Source organism: Acinetobacter sp. G11 (assembly GCF_049808495.1).
Lineage (GTDB): Bacteria > Pseudomonadota > Gammaproteobacteria > Pseudomonadales > Moraxellaceae > Acinetobacter > Acinetobacter kookii.
Map to the genome: position 1 here is coordinate 1 of NZ_JBNCAT010000005.1, position 17,788 is coordinate 17,788.

General features: G+C 42.3%; 18 protein-coding genes. 8 read left to right on the top strand and 10 right to left on the bottom strand.

Annotation, left to right across the window (positions count from 1 at the left end):
- Window positions 1-314 precede the first annotated feature (314 nt).
- Window positions 315-674, top strand: coding sequence for a DNA transfer protein p32 (locus tag ACPUEY_RS03295; protein WP_092820242.1), 360 nt, complete (start codon window positions 315-317; stop codon window positions 672-674).
- Window positions 675-724: 50 nt separating this feature from the next.
- On the opposite strand, the gene ACPUEY_RS03300 is transcribed toward ACPUEY_RS03295, so the two are convergent.
- A complete protein-coding gene (locus tag ACPUEY_RS03300; protein ID WP_425121134.1) occupies window positions 725-1,210 on the bottom strand; it encodes a DUF4442 domain-containing protein in 486 nt (161 codons plus the stop codon).
- 119 nt (window positions 1,211-1,329) lie between these two features.
- On the opposite strand from ACPUEY_RS03300, the gene ACPUEY_RS03305 reads away from it, so the two are divergent.
- The 5 genes from ACPUEY_RS03305 (at window position 1,330) to htpG (ending at window position 7,185) form a co-directional block, all read left to right on the top strand.
- Window positions 1,330-2,199, top strand: a complete 870-nt coding sequence (locus ACPUEY_RS03305; protein WP_425121135.1) for an alpha/beta fold hydrolase — start codon at window positions 1,330-1,332, stop codon at window positions 2,197-2,199.
- A 129-nt stretch (window positions 2,200-2,328) separates the two neighbouring features.
- Window positions 2,329-3,741: a Na+/H+ antiporter family protein gene (locus ACPUEY_RS03310; protein ID WP_092820239.1), complete on the top strand. Its 1,413-nt coding sequence runs from the start codon at window positions 2,329-2,331 to the stop codon at window positions 3,739-3,741.
- A 301-nt stretch (window positions 3,742-4,042) separates the two neighbouring features.
- Window positions 4,043-4,645: an OmpW/AlkL family protein gene (locus ACPUEY_RS03315; protein ID WP_092820238.1), complete on the top strand. Its 603-nt coding sequence runs from the start codon at window positions 4,043-4,045 to the stop codon at window positions 4,643-4,645.
- A 181-nt stretch (window positions 4,646-4,826) separates the two neighbouring features.
- The gene (locus ACPUEY_RS03320) at window positions 4,827-5,171 is read left to right on the top strand and encodes a lysozyme inhibitor LprI family protein (protein WP_092820237.1); all 345 of its coding nucleotides are present in this window, start codon (window positions 4,827-4,829) and stop codon (window positions 5,169-5,171) included.
- Between the two features lie 94 nt (window positions 5,172-5,265).
- Complete coding sequence (gene htpG / locus ACPUEY_RS03325; protein WP_131273143.1) at window positions 5,266-7,185, top strand: molecular chaperone HtpG; 1,920 nt, start codon at window positions 5,266-5,268, stop codon at window positions 7,183-7,185.
- A gap of 94 nt (window positions 7,186-7,279) precedes the next feature.
- Here the strand turns inward: htpG and ACPUEY_RS03330 are convergent, their stop codons facing one another.
- From ACPUEY_RS03330 to ACPUEY_RS03350, 5 genes are all read right to left on the bottom strand, one after another.
- Complete coding sequence (locus ACPUEY_RS03330; RefSeq protein ID WP_425121136.1) at window positions 7,280-8,440, bottom strand: hypothetical protein; 1,161 nt, start codon at window positions 8,438-8,440, stop codon at window positions 7,280-7,282.
- An 85-nt stretch (window positions 8,441-8,525) separates the two neighbouring features.
- On the bottom strand, window positions 8,526-10,016 hold the full coding sequence (locus ACPUEY_RS03335) for a hypothetical protein (RefSeq protein WP_425121138.1): 1,491 nt from the start codon (window positions 10,014-10,016) through the stop codon (window positions 8,526-8,528).
- Window positions 10,017-10,031: 15 nt separating this feature from the next.
- Window positions 10,032-10,211, bottom strand: a complete 180-nt coding sequence (locus tag ACPUEY_RS03340) for a hypothetical protein (protein ID WP_425121139.1) — start codon at window positions 10,209-10,211, stop codon at window positions 10,032-10,034.
- 342 nt (window positions 10,212-10,553) lie between these two features.
- Window positions 10,554-10,721: a hypothetical protein gene (locus tag ACPUEY_RS03345; RefSeq protein ID WP_261182799.1), complete on the bottom strand. Its 168-nt coding sequence runs from the start codon at window positions 10,719-10,721 to the stop codon at window positions 10,554-10,556.
- Between the two features lie 243 nt (window positions 10,722-10,964).
- The gene (locus ACPUEY_RS03350) at window positions 10,965-11,180 is read right to left on the bottom strand and encodes a hypothetical protein (RefSeq protein ID WP_261182798.1); all 216 of its coding nucleotides are present in this window, start codon (window positions 11,178-11,180) and stop codon (window positions 10,965-10,967) included.
- A 241-nt stretch (window positions 11,181-11,421) separates the two neighbouring features.
- On the opposite strand from ACPUEY_RS03350, the gene ACPUEY_RS03355 reads away from it, so the two are divergent.
- The gene (locus ACPUEY_RS03355) at window positions 11,422-11,622 is read left to right on the top strand and encodes a dodecin family protein (RefSeq protein ID WP_092820231.1); all 201 of its coding nucleotides are present in this window, start codon (window positions 11,422-11,424) and stop codon (window positions 11,620-11,622) included.
- Window positions 11,623-11,787: 165 nt separating this feature from the next.
- Here ACPUEY_RS03355 and ACPUEY_RS03360 read toward each other — a convergent pair whose 3' ends face one another.
- Window positions 11,788-12,489 (bottom strand): DsbA family oxidoreductase, encoded by a 702-nt coding sequence (locus ACPUEY_RS03360; protein ID WP_261182797.1) that lies wholly within the window; start codon window positions 12,487-12,489, stop codon window positions 11,788-11,790.
- 181 nt (window positions 12,490-12,670) lie between these two features.
- Between ACPUEY_RS03360 and ACPUEY_RS03365 the strand changes: the two genes are divergently transcribed.
- The gene (locus ACPUEY_RS03365) at window positions 12,671-13,420 is read left to right on the top strand and encodes a hypothetical protein (RefSeq protein WP_425121140.1); all 750 of its coding nucleotides are present in this window, start codon (window positions 12,671-12,673) and stop codon (window positions 13,418-13,420) included.
- A 100-nt stretch (window positions 13,421-13,520) separates the two neighbouring features.
- On the opposite strand, the gene ACPUEY_RS03370 is transcribed toward ACPUEY_RS03365, so the two are convergent.
- The 3 genes from ACPUEY_RS03370 to ompR all read right to left on the bottom strand — a co-directional run bounded on the left by ACPUEY_RS03370 (window position 13,521) and on the right by ompR (window position 17,730).
- Window positions 13,521-15,038: an acetyl-CoA hydrolase/transferase family protein gene (locus ACPUEY_RS03370; protein WP_425121141.1), complete on the bottom strand. Its 1,518-nt coding sequence runs from the start codon at window positions 15,036-15,038 to the stop codon at window positions 13,521-13,523.
- Window positions 15,039-15,243: 205 nt separating this feature from the next.
- On the bottom strand, window positions 15,244-16,704 hold the full coding sequence (locus tag ACPUEY_RS03375) for an ATP-binding protein (RefSeq protein WP_425121142.1): 1,461 nt from the start codon (window positions 16,702-16,704) through the stop codon (window positions 15,244-15,246).
- A 261-nt stretch (window positions 16,705-16,965) separates the two neighbouring features.
- Window positions 16,966-17,730, bottom strand: coding sequence for a two-component system response regulator OmpR (ompR, locus tag ACPUEY_RS03380; protein ID WP_092820227.1), 765 nt, complete (start codon window positions 17,728-17,730; stop codon window positions 16,966-16,968).
- Window positions 17,731-17,788: the final 58 nt, after the last annotated feature.

Below are 17,788 nucleotides of genomic sequence, written 5' to 3' on the forward strand. Positions count from 1 at the left end.
TTTATATTGTTACTTAGACAGGTAGGACATTTGATTTGTAGCGTTATTTTCATACCTCTATTTTATCAAAAGCCATATTGTTTTTTTCAGCATACTTTTTGAAACACCACCAAATTTTTATTATTAAAATTATGTATCTATTACAATACTTGAACTGATTTCTGAAGACTGAAATCGGGCAGTTTGGGCTTTTAGAGTTTTAAATAAATTATATTACAACATTCAACATTAAAACTTGGAAAAGTAACACTACGCTGATATTAACTTCACACTCATGACGTATGCTGTAACAAATAGCCAAAAGGACATATCTCATGAAAAAGTTAATGAGCGTGATGGCAATGGCAACCCTATCAACTTTTATGCTGGTAGGCTGTGACTCGATGTCTCCAAGAGAGCAACGTATTGGCGCAGCTGCACTCGGTGGTGCTGTTGGCGGTGGCGTGGGTAATCAGGTTGGTGGCGGTATCGGTGCAGCTGTAGGTGGTGGTGCTGGTGCAGCGGTTGGCAGTAAAACCCAAGGCGGTTCGAACCGTAATGCCACTTATAGTGGCGTCGGTGGTGCGATTGGTTCTGCGGTGGGTAAAAGTGTCTTTGGCGGCAATGCCGGAGCTGCCATCGGTGGAGCCATTGGTGGTGGTGCAGGTGCTGCCATCGAACAGAAAAGACGTTAATGAAATTTAGAATTTGAATAAAAAGCGCTTGTTGATCAGGCGCTTTTTTGTCAATTACGGCTGGCCTTTGGTTTTTTACGGCGGATATAAACTATTTTTTGTACCTCGGCAATCCGTACTCCTGATTCGTCAAAAATATTTAAATTATAGTTTCGATAGACAGGCTCGTGATTTTCAGCAAGTTGTTTGATCCGGTCAATTTCTGTTGAATCGAGACGGATATCGGCATACACCGTGCCACGACCGGGTGAGAGGAATTGTATGGAGGCAGATTTATCCCAAACAATATATTTTGAACCCAGATGATGCATCAAAATCAGCATATAAAAAGGATCGACCATCGAATATAAACTGCCGCCAAAATGTACGCCGACGATATTTTGATTTTTACGGGTTAAAGGCATTTTGATACGAGTATGGTAATTTGCCAGATCAACTTTATCAATTTCAATCCCTGCACCGCGGTATGGTGCATAGCGATTTAACAAAAATTTAGAAATGGCAGGAATTGTCTGTAGTTTTTTTAAAAGGCTCATTTTGGTCAATTGTTTTTTTGCAGCTTCAGAACATACTAAAACACAATGATCAGGGTGGCATTGATCACATTGCCCAAACTCTGCAATAAATAGTCAATAAAAGAACAGGATAAGAATATATGCAAGCTCAAACACAATGGGTGACTACCTCAGATCAACAGCGCCTTTATGTCAAAACCTGGGGCAATGAGGCAAAACCTGCTTTGGTTCTGGTTCATGGTTATCCTGATAATCAGGAAGTTTGGGAGCCCATCATTCAGCAGCTGATTCAAGATTTTTATGTGCTGACCTATGATGTAAGGGGGGCAGGGAAATCCTCCGTTCCGAAACGGATTCGTGACTATCGGCTGGAACAGTTATCTTTAGATCTGGAAAGCGTGGTCAATGCCGTTTTGGAAAACCGTCCTTTTCATTTGGCAGCACATGACTGGGGCTCAATCCAGTCTTGGGAATCGGTGACTGAGCCGAAGTTTAGAGATCGGATTTTATCTTATAGCACCATTTCCGGCCCCTGTCTGGATCATACCGCTTTCTGGATGCGTCAGCAATTTCAACAAAATAAGAGCAGATTTTTTAAACAGCTGGCTAAATCCTGGTATATCGCAGTCTTTCAATTGCCCGTGCTGGCCCCGGCCATCTGGACTCTATTTACGCCTGAAAAATGGGATAAAGTCTTGCAGCAGTTAGAGCATCAAAAAGATTTACCTTTAAACAGTCATATTGCTTCAGATGGAAAACATGGTATTGGACTGTACCGTGCCAATTTCCTGCCACGTTTAACCCGACCACGCCAGCGTTTTGCCATTTGTCCGGTGCAGGCGATTGTGCTGAAACAGGACAATTTTGTCAGTCCTGAACTGATTGATGAAGTGCCGAAATGGGCAGAAAATTTTCAGCGTGTAGAGATAGATGCCAATCATTGGGCAATATTGAGCCAAGCTGAGTTGGTCGCAGAAGAGATCAAAACATTTGCTCTAAAAAATAATTGAAACGACCTTTATGGTATGAAATTTAATTAAAATCAGTAAGTTATTGTTTTATGGCTCGGCCGATTTATTTACAGTTTCAAAGGAGTGAATCTGTTAAAATAACGGCTTTTTATCTTCCTTAAAATTTTCATGAATGCAGTAGTAATTGCGATTGCCGTGATGTTTATACTCTCACTGGCACGAGTTTCTGTTGTCTTGACTTTGGTCATTTCAGCGATTATTGGTGGCCTGGTTGCAGGACTAAGTTTGTCGGATACTGTAACCGCATTTAATGCCGGTCTGGGTGATGGGGCAGAAGTTGCCCTGGCTTATGCAGTATTGGGTGCCTTTGCTTTAGCCCTGTCAAAATCAGGCTTGCCTGATCTTTTGGCGCATAAATTAATTGGTTTGCTGGGTGCGGAAGCCACACATCAAAAAACCAGAAAAGTAAAATATTTACTGTTGAGTATTTTACTGATTGCAGCCATTTTTTCTCAAAACCTGATTCCTGTGCATATTGCCTTTATTCCGGTATTGGTTCCTCCTTTACTTAAAGTGATGAATCACATGAATTTGGACCGTCGTGCTGCTGCATGTGTGCTGACCATGGGTTTAGTCGGAACCTATATTTTCCTGCCAGTCGGTTTTGGTTCCATTTTTCTGGAACAAATTTTGATGGGTAACATCAATAAAATTGGTGCAGCGTATGACTTGCATGTGGATCGCTGGATGATGCCGATGGGCATGGCGATTCCAGTGCTTGGTATGCTAATTGGTACTTTGACTGCGGTATTTATCAGCTATCGTAAACCCCGTCATTATATCGATCGTACGGTTGCGCGTGTCACCGCCATCGATCTGGACAAACCGATTCGTGCGGGTGAAGTGAGTCTGCAAGCCGATGCCGAAGAGCTGAAACACGAAGCTGAACAAGCACCAGTCATTGCCAAGAAAACCATCTTGATGGCACTGCTTGCAATTGCTTTGACCTTGGTTGCCCAGCTGTATTCAGGTTCGATGATTTTAGGTGGACTGGTTGGTTTTGCGGTGCTGTCTGCTGCGGGTATTTTCAAATGGCAAGAGGCAGATGATGTCTTCGTTCAAGGCATGCGTATGATGGCATTGGTTGGCTTCATTATGATTTCTGCAGCTGGTTTCGCATCCGTGATGACGCATACCGGTGACATCAATAGTCTGGTCAACGGAGTAGTACATCTGATTGGTAACAATAAAGCCCTGGCTGCATTCTTAATGCTATTTATTGGCTTATTTGTGACCATTGGGATTGGATCGTCATTCTCCAGTGTACCGGTATTGGCAGTAATTTACGTACCACTTTGCGTACAGTTCGGCTTCTCGCCATTGGCTACTGTAGCCTTGATTGGTACCGCAGCAGCGCTGGGGGATGCCGGTTCTCCAGCCTCAGACTCAACTTTAGGTCCAACTGCCGGTCTGGGGGTAGATGGCCAGCATGATCATATTTGGGATACGGTCGTTCCAACATTTATCCATTTTAATATTCCATTATTGGTATTTGGTTGGATTGCTGCAATGGTACTTTAATGAATTTTTAATTCATTTTATTGCTTATTTTAAAACATGTATTTAAAATAAATATTATTAAATAATTAATATAATAAAACCAAGCAATATACTTGGAATATAATCATTAATCTGATTAACTTGGTTGGTATTTAAAACCGACCAGGTTGGTCTGATTAAAATAAATAATTAATTTTTTCAATTACTTAAAAATAAATAAAATTTTAAATAATTAATGCCTATTGCATATTAATAATAGGCATGTTTATTATTAATTAATGTTTGAAAATTACTGTTAATAATCTTCCGTAGGGGTTTAAAAATGTTAAAACAAGTTGCTCTTATTGCATTATTGGGGATGTCCGCTTCTGCGATGGCAGGTCAGTGGCAGGTTAAAGTGGGTGCGAGCTCTTTAGCTCCAACAGAAGACCAGAATGTATTGGCAAACGGTGCATTTACAAATGTAGAAGCTTCCCAAGAATACGGTTTTACTCCATCGGTAGAATATTTCTTTAATGATAATTTTTCGGCTGAATTATTGTTGGCAACTCCTTTTGAACACGATGTAACATCAAACGGTACAAAAATTGCTTCATTTAAGCACTTACCACCAACAATTACAGCAAAATACAATTTCAAAAACTCAACTGGTTTCACTCCTTATGTAGGTGTTGGTGCAACTGTAGTTATTCCTTGGGATGAGGAAATTGTGATTGATGGGGCAAAATTAAATGCTGATGTCGGCTATGGCGTAGCAGGTCAAGTAGGTTTCAACTTCCAACCAGCTGATGCTAAAAACTGGGGTGTTTTTGCTGATGTACGTTATGCGGATGTAAAATCTGAGCTTGAATTAAATGGCAATGCTATTGGTGACCTGGAAGTAAATCCTTGGGTTTATACCCTTGGCTATAGCTACAAATTCTAAAACTAAAATTAAAATAAAAATAACAAATCAGCGCAAAGATCCCTGTCTCTGATGGGGATCTTTATTTATTTATTTGTTCAGTCACAATAAATCACATAAATTGAGCATTTTTATCCTGTTTCATCATTAAAAATGTATTTAAGTTGATACTCTACAATAAGCTAAAAAAGCAGGAAGAATCATGAAATTATTCATTATATGCCAAGTGGTCTTTTTTAGTCTTTTGAGTGGCTCGGTGTATGCAGCCAGCTTTAATTGTGACAAAGCACAAACTGCAACTGAACATGCGATTTGCGAGCACCGTGCCATTAATGATGCGGATGTCAAAATGGCCACCACCTACAATATTCTTAAACGTTTGGTGCCGATGGGAACGCGCGGTGTGATTCAGGATGAGCAGGTCAAATGGTTACAGTTGCGTGACCAATGCGGCAATTCGAGCCGCTGTTTAATCGAAGTGTATAAAATGCGCCAGCAAAAGCTGAATCTGTATATGGAGCGTGTGTATCAACACGGGCCTTTCTAAGAAAAATTTATTTGACCCTATTGAAAAATCTTGAACTTACTCCATTCATTAAAGCATCCAATAAAAACCGTGTAATGAATTTAAGGAGTGATTTATGAGCGAACAAGGCGCACAAAAACATAGTTTCCAGGCTGAAGTAGCGCAGCTGTTACATCTAGTGACGCATTCTCTCTATTCAAACCCTGAAATTTTTCTGCGAGAACTGATCTCGAACGCTTCGGATGCCTGCGACAAGCTGCGTTTTGAAGGAATTAACCATCCTGAATATTATGAAAATGACCCTGATCTGCATGTACGTGTCAGCCTGGATAAAGACAATAAAACCATCACCATTTCCGACAACGGTATTGGTCTGACTCAACAAGAAGCGATTGATAACCTGGGTACTATTGCCAAATCGGGCACCAAAGATTTTATGTCCAAATTGTCAGGGGATCAAAAAGCCGATGCGCAATTGATTGGCCAGTTTGGTGTCGGTTTCTACTCAGGCTTTATTGTGGCTGAAAAGATTACCGTGGAGTCGCGTCATGCAGCTGCCGATGTGGCTGATGGTGTCCGCTGGATCAGTAGCGGAACAGGTGATTTCGAAGTTGAACAAATCAACAAGGCTTCACGTGGAACAGACATTATTCTGCATTTGCGTGACAATGCCCTTGAGTATTTAGAATCTTATAAAGTTAAGCAAATCATCAATAAATATTCGGACCATATTAGCCTGCCGATTGAAATGCAAAAAGAAATCTGGCAGCAAGAAGAAGCGGCTGAGGGTGAAGAAGCGAAGCCAGGTCAGATGGTCAAAACGGATGAATGGGAAGCGATTAACTCGGCCAGCGCACTTTGGACCCGCAATAAAAACGAGATCACTGACGAACAATATACCGAGTTTTACAAGAATCTCAGCCATGATTTTGATGCGCCTTTGGCCTGGACCCATAACCGTGTAGAAGGCAGCACTGAATACACCCAATTGCTTTATATTCCAAGCAAGGCTGCCAGCAACCTGTTTACCCGTGAAGCCAAAGCCGGCATTAAACTGTATGTCAAACGCGTATTTATTATGGATGAAGCGGATAACCTGATTCCAAACTACTTGCGTTTTGTGCAGGGGGTGGTAGACAGTGCCGACTTGCCGTTAAACGTGAGCCGTGAATTGCTGCAAGAAAGCCGTGACGTGAAAACCATTCGCGAAGGCAACGCCCGCCGTGTGCTGACCATGCTGGATGCTCTGGCAAAATCTGAAGATGAAAAAGACCAGGAGAAATTCAAAACGTTCTATGCTGAATTCGGTTCGGTGATTAAGGAAGGTTTGGGTGAAGACTTTGGTAACCGTGAACGGATCTTAAAATTATTGCGTTTCTCTACCTCGACCAATGATGAAGTTTCAACCTCATTGGCAGATTACAAGGCACGTATGAAAGACGGGCAAAAGGCCATTTATTACGTGACTGCGGAAAGCCTCAGTGCTGCGAAGAATTCGCCACAACTGGAGCTGTTCAAGAAAAAAGGCATTGAAGTGCTGTTAATGGCGGATCGTGTGGATGAGTGGGCGATGGAGTTCATTCATGAATTCGATGGAACGCCAATGCAGAACGTATCTAAGGGTGCAGTCGACTTGGGCGACTTGCAGGACGCTGAAGAGAAGAAAGCACTGGAAGCCGCGGCTGAACAATTTAAGCCTGTCGTGGACAAGCTTTCGGATTCTCTCAAAGCCAAAACCCAACAAGTTCGTGTGACGACCCGTCTGGTGGATTCACCTGCATGTTTGGTGACCGGCGAGGGTGAGCTATCTCCGCAATTGATTCGCATGCTAAAACAGGCAGGTCAGGCAGTGCCAGAAAGTAAACCAATTCTGGAAATTAACCCTGAACATCCTTTGGTGAAAAAGCTGGAAGGATCGAACCAGTTTGATGACCTGGCCAATGTAATTTTTGACCAGGCCGTAATTGCCGAAGGCGGTTTGCCGGATGACCCTGCGGCATATGTAAAACGTATTAACAGTTTATTGCTGAAATAAGCGCTTTTCTCGTTAAGCAAAAAACCTCCCTCGGGAGGTTTTTTATTGCGGAAAACTACGTATATATGCGGCTCAAATTTTTATATTGCCCAGCTTAGAACAATGCTTCCATACGCACTGATACCCCCAGGAAATGGCTGCGATCTTCACGATGGTCATTGAGATAGTTTAAATCGCCCTGTAGAAAAAACCATTCGCGCACGAAAGGTTGTCGCCATGAAATATAAGGCCCCCAACTGTTCAGGCGCAGGTCATTATTATTATAGAAACCGCCCGTATATAAGCCATAGGCAAAACGGTTATTCTGGAAAAACTGGTGTTGTCTAAACAGGTAATTATCCCAGGTGACATCGTCATCTTGCTGGTCTGCATAGGTCAGGCTGAGCTGATTGGATAAAAACGGCTGATTCGGCCGTGCATGGGTCAGTTCCAGATTGGTCCTCAGGTAGTTTTCACTATCTATGCCATAGCGGTAAATTTGTTCGGCATAAAATCTGAAATCATTTTCCAGTTGCCAGTCTCTGGATGCCTTAAGCCGTAAATAAATATCATCCCCTGATCGAACCCCTAAATCCAAGTCGGTTTCAAAAGGCAGACGCTTGGAAAAATCAGACCAACGCAGCGCCAGGGAACTGTTGCTTTCTCGCGTCCGTTCACGGTCTAACGCTTTACTGCTCGTGCTATCCGGATTTTCATCGGTAATGGCGACATTATTGTTCAGTTCGTTATCTAAAGAGTCATCACCGAAGACCAAACTGATCTTACGTTCTAAGGTGGGAAGTTTAATTTTTCCGCGCAGACGTGGGCTAACTTCATAACCATCATGTTTATTCCAGCTGTTATCGATAATCAGGCGTAGGGTTGCTGAAGCCGGGTCATTGGGATCGGGTTGCCCAAACCAGTTATCTATTTTATGGGAGGTACGGTCTGTCCAGTTGCGGATTTCATATTGCTTACGGTCTAGCCAGCTTTGTTTTTCAGTGGCCTGAACGGGAGGAACAATGACTTCATCCGACTGTTGCGGTAAAACTGTCGGCATCGCATCAATCCAGCTTGGAATTTTATAGAGCAAATTAGAATCTGTTTCTGTTTCTGTTTCTGTTTCTGTTTCTGTTTCTGTTTCTGTTTCTGTTGCAATACGCTTTTGTTGATCTGCACCAGTTTCAGCTGCGTTAGACCAGCTGACAGTAGACATGAGTCCAGAGATCAACACACATAAGAGGGGTTTAAATAGAGATAATTGTTTTTTCCGCATATCCTTGCTCTTATATTATTTGATAATCAGTAGTCTGGTAAAAATCAGGTCCAAAAAGCAAGCTTTTGCTACAAAAAATAAAAACTTAATCTGAAATATGTTTTTGAATCTCTTTATATAATTCCCGGCAATCAATCGGAGACCTGAATTGGGCAATAATCATCTGAATCATTTGCCAGCTAATACCGTGATGACGTTCCAATAAAAAATAAGGATAAGCCGATTCGGTCGGTGAGAGGGCTAAACGTTTTTGCCCATGAATAATCCGTATCTTCTGCCGTTCTTTCAGTAAAAGTAGCGGTGTTTGAATATTGGCGAAACTTTCATCAAATTGAATAATTTTTTGGGTTTGAATCAGTTGTGCAGGAATAAAGGACATATAGTTTTCATCATTCCAGATGCGAATGGCTTTATGTGTATAGGCATCAAACAGGGATTCAAGAGAGCTCAAACGATCGGCCAAGTCTATCCAGCTCATCTGCCTGATTGCAGCCATGGCGTGTTGGTAAGGCGCATTCAATAATTGCATTAACCGCATGGCCTGGGTTTGATTTTCTGCCCCCAGTAATGCCACATATCGAACAAAACTACCGTGCTGATTGATCTGCTCTGCCAGGTAAACCGGGTGATGCTGCCAGTTTTCCAGATCTGCAGCATGCACCAGTATATCTAGATATGGGGCAAGTTCCGGCAGGCTGGGAATTTCTAAACGATATAGCTGTTGTAACGAGACTTCTTCGCTAGGCAGCGCATGAATAGAGGCGACATATTGATTGAGTTGCAGGGTTTCTGGAACATCTGTGGTGATAGATGACTGAAGCGCAGTATTCTCTGCATCGGTCTCGGCAGGCGGCGAGGCAACAATCGGCAGCTCGGGTTCTGTGACGATAGAAGATTTTTTTTGGGTCCAGATTGGCTGCTGGTTTTGCTGTGCAGATGCATCAGTGGCTATCGGTTCTTGAGCGGAATACACCTCAGCCGTGGATATATCCATTGAATTGGATGGTTCATTTTGAGCCATGCTTTGAGGCTCATCCGCAGAGGCGTTTAGAGTGATTTCGGTCTCGGTTAAAACATTTGTTAGCTTGGGTACAATCAAATTATCAATCTGTTTGAGTTCGTAGTCTGTTTTTAGGCAGCCATAGTCTTGCTGTTGCTGCAACATCCAGTGATAGGCATTCTCCAGATTATCCCATTCACTGATCAGGGCCGAGCGATTTGCTGCGGGGATTAACCAGATTTGCCAGCCGAGTTGGGGATTATACAAAATAGCCCAACCATAATCCGGATATTGATAAAGGGCTTGCTCTAGCGCTTTGTCTTGCTGAAATACGCCGCGAAAAGAGAGCTGAAACAAGGTCTGAGCGGCGAAATCTGTGGCTGCTTTTTCAGGTTGGGTGTGAGATTTAAATTGTAAAACCTGTTTTTTAAAAATCGGTTCATCACATAAAGCAAAAATGTCTTTTATCCGTGCTTTTGAGCGGGCAATTTCAAAGAAAGACAGGGAACGTTGTTCCAACCCCTCGATAAGTTGATTTAACTCTTGAATCAGCTTGGCTTTTTCTAGGACATTCATGTGCAGACCTCACTTCTAGAGATGCTTTTGAGCTTTTTCTAAATAACTTGCCAATACGATATTAATCGCGAGTTCAAGTAACTTATATTCTGCAGACATGGGCTGAGAGTAATGCTCGGCAAGCATGATCAACTTATCGATTTTGATCGTTTGCGGAGGAATCTTGCCTTGAATCAGCGTTTGAAGTTCTTGCATATGCACACGTTTATAGAGTGAATTATTTATTTAATTCCTTTGATTATATGTATTTAGTAAAAAAAAGCATGAAAAAAAATGTCAGTTTTTGAGCATTTATAGACATAATTTGCAAAAAATGTAAATTTTAAATAAAAAATAAGCAATTTTTTTGGCAGAAGGGAAGGGAAAATCCTGTGATCCGGTTTTAGCTGTTCTATTGTTTCGAAAAAGAAAAGGATGAAATGACAGATCAAAATGATGTTCTGCCTGAGCAGAAGCTGAAAAATAAACTGCGAATTTATACTCATAAAAAACCAGAAACGAATCGCTTCTGGTTTTTTTATGGACTTTTAGAGCCGGTCAGGCAGCTGTTTTAGATGCAGCTTCAGTAGCCTGCGCTTTTTGTTCAGCATTCAAGGTTTTAGCCGCTTTTTTAACAGGAAAATCGGGAGTGTAAACAATTTGAGCAGAAACATGGGCAGAGCAAGCCACAACAGCAACAGCCAGGAGAGATTTAATCACGTTCATCATCATTTTCCTTTAGTGAAAGGATGTCTGGTTCATTCAAAAATGAAGCAGCCAAGGAGAGAAATAAAAAATAAATTTCATGTGAATGATATCAAGAAGTGATTGAGCAAAGTAAGGAGGGGAGAGTGAAAAAAGATGAATGGTGAGTTTAAATTATTATATAAATCATGTATTTAGAGTTTTTGCTCTAAGACAGACTGTCGATGAACAGTCTGTCTTAACTGCTTTGAAAATATAAAAAAATTATCTTGCATGGCATTTATTCTGGTATTTTTTTTCGTAAACCTTTCCGGCGACTCCTCCAATAATGGCACCACTAAACGTACCGAAAACAGGTAACACACTACCAGCCACTGCGCCAATCAGCACCCCTTTGAGGGTGGGTGAAAAAGGAGATTTTGTAGATGTATTTTGGTCAGGGCTAGTATCAACCATAGGATCTTGTATATCAGTATTCATATTTACCTCTAAAAATTTCATGATTAGGAACGGGGATATTCCGCATATTAGCCTAGCGAATTGCGCTTTTAATTGTGTCCAAGCCTTGTATAGATAAGTTGTATTTTGTAAGAACCTTAAAGCAGGTATGGGTATTGTGACCCGGCTGTAAGTTTTTGCGCCGTAATGTTAAAACTCACTTTTTTGTCTGGAAAATATCCTATGATCTGAACTCAAAATAATAAAACCCGAGGTGAAAACAATGGCTATCGCAAAAGTGGTTGAAGTGAATTCAAGCAGTAATAAAAGTTTTGAAGATGCTATTCAAAGTGGCATAGAGAAAGTCACCGAAACAGTTAAAAATGTGCAGGGTGCATGGATTAATGAACAAAAAGTGGTGATTAAGGACAACAAAATTACAGAATATCGGGTGAATTTAAAAATCAGCTTCCTAGTGGACTAAATTGAATAGATAAATAGACTTCTTTCATAATTGTTTACACCCTGTTTATTTTTCTCCCATAGGGAGAAATAAACGGAATTTATGAAAAAGTCTAATGAATCTTAAAATAAAAAAATCCCCAAACTTTGGGGATTTTTATTGATTTGCTGTACTTAAGACTTCAGCTTATTTTTCCGGAACATCACAGCTGTCTTCTTTACAGATGGCCGTCTCTTCAGCGGGTGGGTTGGCCTGTTGAGGTGCTTCAAGCGCTTTTTCCATGACCTGTAAAAATACTTCACGTGGCTGTGCACCTGCGAGTGCGATCCGCTGATCAAACACAAAGAAGGGTACCCCGGTCACTTTCAACTGGTCACGTGCCACTTCTTCATCAAATTTAACAAAATCTGCAAATTCTTCTGAATTGAGCACATCGTCTACTTCAACCGGATTTAAGCCGATGCGGGCTGCGACATCTTCCAGGGTCTCGCGTTCACCAATAGCTAAGCCTTGGGTCATATAGCTATAGAAAAAGGCTTCTTTGGCCTCGGAACCCAAGCCTTTGCTTTGGGCCAAATGAATAATACGGTGAGCATTAAAGGTGTTGCCTGAGTTGGCATTTTCCCAATTGAACTGAATGCCTTCTTCTGCAGCCATTGCGGCAATATTACGCTGCATTTCTTCAACTTCAGCCAGGGTACGGCCGTATTTTTGCGCCAGACGCTCAGAGTTGGATACTTCCTGACGAACAGGCGCTTCGGGGTCAAGTTCATAACTGTGCCAATGGACTTCAAGTTCCAAACCTGCCTGTTCAGCAGCAGCTTCCAGACGTTTTTTACCAATATAACAAAATGGGCAAACCACATCTGACCAAATATCTACGCGCATGAGAGTTCTCTTATCTTTTCTTGCTTCTATTGATGGGGATAGAGATTAAAATTTAAAGCACCCATGCGGAATAAAAACCGGGCGAAGGTCGCCAGTTTTATGTAGTTATTGTTTGATAAATGAACGATTTAAGGCTGAATCAAGTTATGATGTGAAAAAAGGCGGTATGGCGGAGTCTGGTATGCCCAGAATTTTTCTCATCTTGGCATTGGCAACATGCAGTGTATTTGGCTGGATGTTTTATCAATATTCGGTCCAGCAAAAGGAGCTTAGCCAACTGCAAAGCTACCAAACGGTATTGTATGAAAAAGCTGAACTGATTTATCAGCAGGCCCAAGACTGGTCTAAGCCAATCGAGATCAATGTCTCGGATAATCGTTTACAGGGCGATTATAAAGTGATGGCAGATTTTGTATTGAGTGAAATGATTCAGAATGCCGAAGCAAGGAATCAGTATTTACGTGAGCTGAAAGCGATTCACTGGGATCAGTTTTTAAATATCGACCGTTTAGACCAAGACCGCAAGCAGAAATATGTCGAAACCGAGCAGATGTTGCAGCAAGCGCATCTACTCGCGAAGCGCTATCAACAACAAACCTTGCAGCGTGAAGAAAATACCTTGGCGCGGGCTAAACAGTTATCCATTAAATCGCATCTTCGGCATCAGTTAACCGATAGCTTACGTGAAAGCCGGGATAGTGACCAAACCCATGCGCTATTTGCTTTGGAGCTACAGGTTTTAGATAAGGCAGATGCTTTATTCCAGATTCTTAAAAACAATCAATGGGAGAAAAAGAACAAGACCTTTATGTTTTATCAGGATCAGCCGATCAAGCAGTTTAATGACCTGTATAAGCAGGTGTTGCAGCTAAATGCGGAAATGGAAAAAATTAAAAAGCACCATCGTCAAGCTGTAGAGCAGCGTTTATAGATTTTGAGTTTTGGTGGGGCGGAGATCAGATAAAGCAGCGGTTTAAAATAAAAAAGCGTACCGAAGTACGCTTTTTTAATGTCATGCAGCTGTCGGGCGATTAAGCGCTTTTGGCTTCAGCCTGAGCAGCCAGCATATGGCCAGTTTCTTCAAAGTTGCTGTGCCAAGACAGTGCTTCACGCAAGATGTGTGGAGTTTGACCACCTTTTTCACATGCACGAGCAAAGTAATCGTTTAGGGCATCACGGTACATTGGGTGTGCACAGTTGTCGATAATCGCACGCGCACGTTCACGAGGTGCCAGACCACGTAAGTCAGCAAGACCCTGTTCAGTCACCAGAATGTCTACGTCGTGTTCAGCATGGTCAACGTGAGAGGCAAATGGAACAACAGAAGAAATGTCGCCACCTTTAGCAATCGACTTGGTCACGAAAATCGCCAAGTGGGCATTACGTGCGAAGTCACCTGAACCGCCAATACCGTTCATCATTTTGGTACCGCATACGTGAGTTGAGTTTACGTTACCGTAAATATCAAACTCTAATGCAGTGTTGATACCGATGATGCCGAGACGACGAACCAATTCTGGGTGGTTGGAAATTTCTTGTGGACGTAATACAAGTTTGTCTTTGTATTGTTCAAGGTTGTTAAATACCTTTTCGCCATATTTAGCAGAAAGGGTAATTGAAGAACCTGAAGCAAATTTCATTTTGCCAGCGTCAATCAATTCGAAGGTACAGTCTTGAAGTACTTCAGAGTACATGATCAAGTCTTCGAAGTTTGAATCTTTCAAACCGGTTAATACAGCGTTGGCAATCGAACCGATACCTGCCTGTAATGGGCCAAGGTTAGATGGAAGACGGCCTTCAGCCACTTCTTTTTCAAAGAATGCGATCAAGTGGTTCGCAATACCTTGAGTTTCATCATCCGGTGCAGTCACGGTAGATGGAGAATCATGCAATTCGCTGTTGAATACAATACCAACGATTTTTGATGGATCGATATTGATGGCTTGAGTACCAATACGTTCATCCACCTTGGTCAACGGAATTGGCTGACGGGTTGGACGATATGTTGGAATATAGATGTCATGTAAACCTTCAAAAGCAGGGCTTAAGTTGGTGTTGATTTCTACAATCACTTTTTCAGCAAAAATTGCAAAGCTAGCCGAGTTACCTACAGACGTGGTTGGAATGATGCCGCCATCTTCAGTAATTGCCACAGCTTCAATAACAGCCACATCTGGCTTTTTAAGTTGTTGGTTACGCATTTGTTCAACAGTTTCAGATAAATGCTGATCGATGAACATCACTTCGCCTTTGTTAATGGCTTTACGTAACGTGTTATCTACTTGGAATGGTAAACGACGAGCGAGTACACCAGCTTCAGTCAACTGTTTATCTAAATCGTTACCTAGACTTGCGCCTGTAATTAAAGTAATTTTTAAAGGATTGGCTTGAGCCTGCTTTACCAGTGCAAGAGGAACAGCTTTTGCTTCACCTGCACGAGTAAATCCACTCATACCTACAGTCATACCATCTTGGATAAAAGTAGCAGCTTGTTCTGCGCTCATGACTTTGTCATGAAGTGACGCTAAACGAATACGATCTAAAGACATGGTTTACGCTCAATTCTTGTTCAAAACTAGACGGATTGTACCGTCCAAAAAACAAATTGTGCATGCCTGTTAGGCTAAGGTCTAATTTTTTGAAAAAATGTGGGTATAACGATTTTTTATGGTTTTTAATTGATTGATTTTAATCGTGTAAAAACTAAGGGGTCAAGAGTTAAACAAAACTGTTTGTTCATTAATTAATCACAGATTAGAAATGTCCTGTAATACTTTGTTTAATTTTTCCTAAAGTTCCTTGCGGTATATTTTCCTCAGCTTCATCATGAAGTAGAGGTAAAGAAATCAGCGCTTCTAAACCACCCTCGGGGCGATTATGGATGCTGAGTTGCCCTTGATGAAGATCAACAATACGTTTCACGATAGCCAAACCTAAACCGCTTCCTTGTATGGTGCGGGCTTCATTACCACGCACAAAAGGTTGCATCAAATCTTCAATCTGGTCTTCAGGAATGCCTTCGCCATGGTCAGCGACACTAATCAGCAGGTGATTGTTTTCCACTTTGGTGGATAACTCGATCGGTTCGGCACCATAGCGTTTTGAGTTATTAATCAGATTGCCAATCAGGCGTTTTAAAGACTGGCTACGTGCCTGAATAATTGGAACTTCCTGAGCTTCAAAACGTATGTCCAGCGGCTTGAACTGAATGACCAGTTCCTGTAGCAGCATATTGATATCGGTGTCCTGAAGTTCTTCATCAGAGCCATCGCGCATATAAGAAATAAACTGGTTCAGGATGGCATCCATATCCTCGACATCATAAATGAAGCCTTCTTTCAAAAAGTCATCATCAGGCATCATTTCTGCACTTAAGCGGATGCGGGTCAGTGGAGTACGCAAGTCATGGGAAATACCTGCCAACATAATGCGGCGGTCGCGTTCAGTCTGGTCCAGCGTATAAATCATCTGATTGAAGGCCTGATTGACTTCACGAATCTCTTGCGGTCCATGATTGGTTTCCAGATAGGGTGCAGAGCCGGTTTTACTATAGCTGTTAGCTGCATCCTGCAAACGGCGAAGCGGGCGGTTTAACTGGCGAACCAGTGTTAAAATGATGGCAGCGGCAATCAGTGGCACACCCAATAACCAGCCATAGATCAGTTCGGGACTATAGTTGGCATAGGTTTTTAAGGGTTCACGGACCCAATGTCCGTTCATTTCCGGAGTTTGAATCCAGATGCGGGGACTGGGTTTAAACTGGAAATAGACCGTTACATTTTCAACTTTCAGTTCTTTTGCCAGCTTTTTTTCTATTTGATTGGTAAAAAACTCGGCAATCACCTTGTCCTTAACCCGAGGATATTCGGCCGGATTGGTAATATATTCAATGCCCACCCGATTTTTGAGCCATAAATCGGCATCTACTTCGGCATTATTATGAAAAATACGTAAGTCAGGATTATTCAGAATTTCCAGTTCGACCCCTAAATAGCGGGCATGCTGCTGAATTTCAGGAAGGTAAAGCGTACGCCAGAAGAACCACAACGACATAAATAAACTGAAAAATACCACGAATAACACGAGCACAGTGGTACGCATTGCAGCAGAACGAGGCTTGATCTTATCCAGAAAGCGTTCCGAGCGGGTGCGCTTCTTTTCCGAATAAGCTTCGTAATCAGTAAATTTTTGTGGGTCGATGGGGTCGAGTTTCACACCGGATTCCTGTGGGCATTTTTATTTTTGAAAATCGGCAGTGATGTTCTTGGCTGAGTCTTACTGCTTTGACATTCAATTGAAGGATTTGCTTAAGTTACTTTTTTTAAAAATGAGTAACACTGTTACGCAAGAAAACTTTTGCCATTCGCTGAACTCGCCATCATTCATCTATAAATTCTGTTGAAGGATGCTTCGAACAGCAGCGAATGGCTTTTAGGGACAATTAATATCGCGAAAAATTATCCGCGTTGAGCATTTTTATTCCGCACCATCTGGAACAAACACATAGCCTACGCCCCAAACGGTTTGAATGTAGCGCGCACGGGCAGGGTTTTCTTCCACCAGACGACGTAAACGCGACACCTGAACATCAATCGAACGTTCCATCGCACCCCATTCACGGCCACGCGCCAAGTTCATTAACTTGTCACGGGTTAAGGGTTCACGTGGATGCTGTACCAGAGCTTTCAGTACCGCGAATTCACCTGTGGTCAGCGTCACCACCTGGCCTTCACGGGTCAGGGTGCGGGTAGACAGATCTAGTGACCATGGGCCAAAGCTGACCACTTCCATTTGCTGGCTCGGTGCACCCGGAACTTCACGTACCTGACGGCGTAACACGGCACGGATACGCGCCAGCAGTTCATTCGGGTTAAACGGTTTAGGCAGGTAATCATCAGCGCCAGCTTCCAGTCCGGCAATACGGTCAGAGTCGCTGCCACGGGCAGTCAGCATGATAATTGGCGTATCAATATTCGATTGGCGTAAACGTCGGCAAATACTTAAACCATCTTCAACAGGAAGCATAAAATCGAGCACGATCAGGGAGAAAAGTTCGCGCTGTAATAAACGATCCATTTGCGTTGCATCGTGAGCAGTTTTGACCACGAAGCCTTTATCTTCTAGAAAACGCTGTAACAGCGTACGTAAACGCACATCGTCGTCTACAACGAGAATGCGTTCGACGCGATCAGTTTCGGTTTGTACTGGATCTGTTTTATCAGCAGGTACCACTAAACTCATGATGTGCTCCTTTATCTTTATTGTCATCGTAAACAAAAGTTCGGATGGTCTTGAGTAT